Origin of the sequence: Actinotalea sp. C106, assembly GCF_023630195.1 — a bacterium.
GTDB lineage: Bacteria > Actinomycetota > Actinomycetes > Actinomycetales > Cellulomonadaceae > Actinotalea.
Genome location: NZ_JALPKN010000297.1, coordinates 1 through 3,711 on the forward strand (window position 1 = coordinate 1; position 3,711 = coordinate 3,711).

Annotated in this window: 2 protein-coding genes; both read right to left on the reverse strand. The window is 74.6% G+C overall.

The annotated features are described in order from the left end of the window. Positions 1-888, reverse strand: an 888-nt coding sequence (locus tag L0B03_RS15185; protein ID WP_250447308.1) for a substrate-binding domain-containing protein, incomplete at its 3' end; no start/stop codon positions are given. A gap of 25 nt (positions 889-913) precedes the next feature. Next, positions 914-3,711 (reverse strand): EAL domain-containing protein (locus L0B03_RS15190; RefSeq protein WP_284501886.1); only part of this gene is annotated, 2,798 nt, incomplete at its 5' end.

A 3,711-nucleotide genomic window follows, 5' to 3' on the forward strand; every position in this document is an offset into this window, starting at 1 on the left:
GCCGTCCTGGCTGGTGCCGAGCAGGTCGCCCATGCAGCCGCACGAGCCCCGTGCGCCGACGACCGCGCGGTCGGGGACGGCGGGGCCGGCCGGCGCCGGACTGTCGTCCATCGCGCCCAGGAGCAGGCGCCCCGCGAGCGCGCCCACGGCGTCGAAGCGCTGGCTCACGCTCGAGAGGCTCGGTACCGCGAAGACCCCGGCCTCGATGTTGTCGAAGCCGATGACGGCGACGTCCTCGGGGACGTGCAGCCCGCTGTCGCCCAGGGCGTCGAGCACGCCCAGGGCGGTCCGGTCGGTCGCGACCACGAGGGCGGTCGGGCGCTGGTCCGCGCGAAGGGCGGCGACCTCGAGCCCGGCCCGGTACCCGCTCTGCTCGTCGTGGTCGCCGGGGTCGACCACGGCGGCCGGGACGGGGGCGAGGCCGTGCTGCGCGAGGGTGGCGACGAAGGCGCGGTGCCGTTCGCGCAGGTCCTCCTGGACCGTGCCCCCGACGAAGCCCACGCGGCGGTGACCGTGGGCGAGCAGGTGCTCGACGGCGGCGGCGGTCCCGCCCTGGTTGTCGGGCAGGGCCACGGGGACGTCCATCCCCGCGACGCGGTGGCTCGCCAGGACCACCGGCAGGCCCGCAGCGGCGAGCGCTCGCAGGTGCTCGGCGTTGGCCGAGATCGAGACCGCGACGACCCCGGCGAGCATGTCCCGGGCGACGGGGATGTCGAAGGTGGGGATCCGCTCGACGACGTCGGCGCTGTCCCCGGGGTCGAGGGTCTGGACCACCACCAGGCGTGCCCCGGCCGCGGCCAGCTCCTCGTTCAGCCCGGCGAGGAGCTCGCCGAAGTAGAAGCCGCTCGTGCTGCGCGCGAAGGCGAGCACGGTCGGCGGCGCTGCCATGGTTCCTCCTCGGCGGGCGGACCCGTCAGTGGGCCCTTACCCGGTCATCGACATCCTCGGCCTCGAGTTGAGGAGCCAGGGCCAGCGGGCTGCCCAGCAGGGCCCCCGCCTCGGCCGCGGGCAGGGCCTTGGCGTAGAGCCAGCCCTGGGCGTTCGCGCAGCCCATCGTGGTGAGGCGCTCGGCCTGGGCGAGGGTCTCGACCTGCTCGGCGATGACCTCGAGCCCGAGCACGCGCCCCAGGTAGAGGATCACCTCGACGAGGTCGGCCGTGCGGTCGGTCTCGGTCAGCTCCCGGACGAAGGACCCGTCGATCTTGAGGGCGTCGACCGGCAGGGCGCGCAGGGCGCTGAGCGAGGACTGGCCCGTGCCGAAGTCGTCGATGTGGAGCCGCACCCCCGTGGCGTGCAGCGCCTCCATGACGCGCAGGGCAGCGCCCTCGTCCCGCATGATCACCGTCTCGGTGATCTCGAGCACCAGGCTCTCGGCGGGGACCTCGTGCTCGGCCAGGGCCCGGGTCACGGTCTGGACGAGGTCCGGGGCCCAGAACTCGCGGTGCGAGAGGTTGACCGAGACGGTCACCGGCCCCGCGTACTTGCTGCGCCAGACGGCGACCTGGCGGCACACCTCGTCGATCAGCCAGCGACCGAGCTCGACGATCGTCGAGCTGTCGACCATGTCCGGCAGGAAGGCCCCGGGGCCCAGGAGGCCGCGGCTCGGGTGCTCCCACCGGACGAGCGCCTCGAAGTGCGCGAGGGCCGAGCCGTCGAGGGCCACGATCGGCTGGTAGTGCACGACGAACTGCCGCTCGACGAGGGCGGCACGCAGGTCGCTGTGCAGGCGCAGGCGTCCGGAGGCCGCGGTGTGCATCTCGGGGTCGAAGACGCTCGCGGTGCCACGCTCGGTCCCCTTGGCGTGGTACATCGCGGTGTCGGAGTCGCGCAGCACGTCCTCGGCGTCGACGTACTCGAGCTCGGAGGTCGTGATCCCGATGCTCGCGGAGACGGACACCTCGTGGTCGCCCAGCACGATCGGGGCCGCCACCCGCTCCTGGATGCGCTCGGCGATGACGAGCACCTCCTCGGGGGCGGGGTCCGAGAGCAGGATGGCGAACTCGTCCCCCCCGAAGCGCGCCGCGGTGTCGACCTCACGGAGCTCGACGGTCAGCCGCCTGGCGATCTCGCACAGCAGGTCGTCACCGACGAGGTGACCGAGGGAGTCGTTGACGAGCTTGAACCCGTCCAGGTCGAGGAACAGGACCGCGAACCGGGCGTCGGGACGGCGGGTCCGCCGCGCCACGGCCAGGCCCAGGCGGTCCAGGAAGAGCCGCCGGTTGGGCAGGCCGGTGACCGGGTCGTACAGGGCCCCCTGCCGCAGCTGCTCCTCGAGCTCCTTGCGGGTGTGGATGTCCGCCAGGGAGCCGACCAGCCGCTCGACCGGCCCGTCGTCGGGCCCCTCGCCCAGGAAGCGGGTGAGGACCCAGCGGTAGCTGCCGTCCCCCTGCCGGACGCGGTACTCGAGCTCGACCGGCGCGCCCCGCAGCGACATCGCCGTCGACACCGCGTCCTGCAGCGCGTCGCGGTCATCGGGGTGGGCCAGGGCCGTGAAGGCCTCGACCCCGGCCGGGTCCTGCGGCTGGCCGAGGAGGTCTCGGCAGCGGTCGGACAGGTGGACGGTGTCCCCGGCGAGCTCGACCTCCCACAACCCGTCGTTGGCGGCCTTGGCCGCGAGGGCGTAGCGGCGCTCGCTGGTGTGCACCTTGCGCTGAAGGTCCGACTGGTCCAGGGCCGAGGCGAGCAGGGCTGCCCAGTGGTGGAAGGTCTCCTGCGCCGAGTCGGTGTCGATCTCGGCGACGACCGCGAGCAGGCCCCAGGCCTTCTCCCGGGTGCGCACCGGCACGACGAAGCACATGGTGCGGTCGGCCGGGTCGCTCGTCGCCACCAGCGAGGGCGGGGGGAACTGGGTGACCGTCGTCGTGGTCCCGACGAGGTCGCCGAGGACGCCGGCCGGGTCGTGCGAGCCGACCACCGTGAGGGACTCGTGGTGGTCGTCGTCCCAGAGGGCGAGCACGCCCCCCGAGATGTGCGTGCCGGCCAGCCAGGACAGGTCGCGCGGGTCCGAGCCGACCGCGCCGAGCAGGCCCGCGTCGAGGCCGAACTGCTCGGCGAGCTTGCGCTCGACCGCGGTCGCCCGGGCCAGGAAGGCCTCGGCCTGCAGGTTGCGCAGGGTCGCCGACACCGAGCTGCCGGCCCCCTGGGGGGTGGTCGCCGCCAGGTGCTCGACCAGCACGCGCGCCAGGCTCCGCACCGCTGCCGGTCGCGGCGCCACGGTCCGGACGGAGCGGGTCAGGCCCTCGATCTCGTAGGCGGTGAGCGGGGCCTCGGCCAGGGCCTCGACCTCGGCCACGAGCTTCTCGACCTCGGCGGTGAGCCCGGCGTCGCGGGTGCGGTTGCCCGTCGAGAGCATCCGCACGAGCCGTCGCGCGGTCTGGGACCGGTCGGCCACAGGTGGGCCGGCGGTCGCCGCGCACCCGCACGAGCCACGCACCACGAAGCGGCCTGGGGCCACGTGAGGCACGGCGGGCACGTGGGCCCCCGAGGCCTGGGCCAGGGCCAGGCTCGCCGCGAGGGCGCCCACCTCGTCGAAGGGCTGGTCCACCGTGGTCAGCGGCGGGGAGGCGTAGGGCGCGCCCTCGATGTTGTCGTAGGCCGCGACGGCGATGTCGTCGGGCACGGTGACCCCCGCGGCGGCCAGGCGGCCCACCAGGCCCACGGCCCAGCGGTCGGTCGCGACCATGAGCCCGGTCGGCCGCACCAAGGCGGATC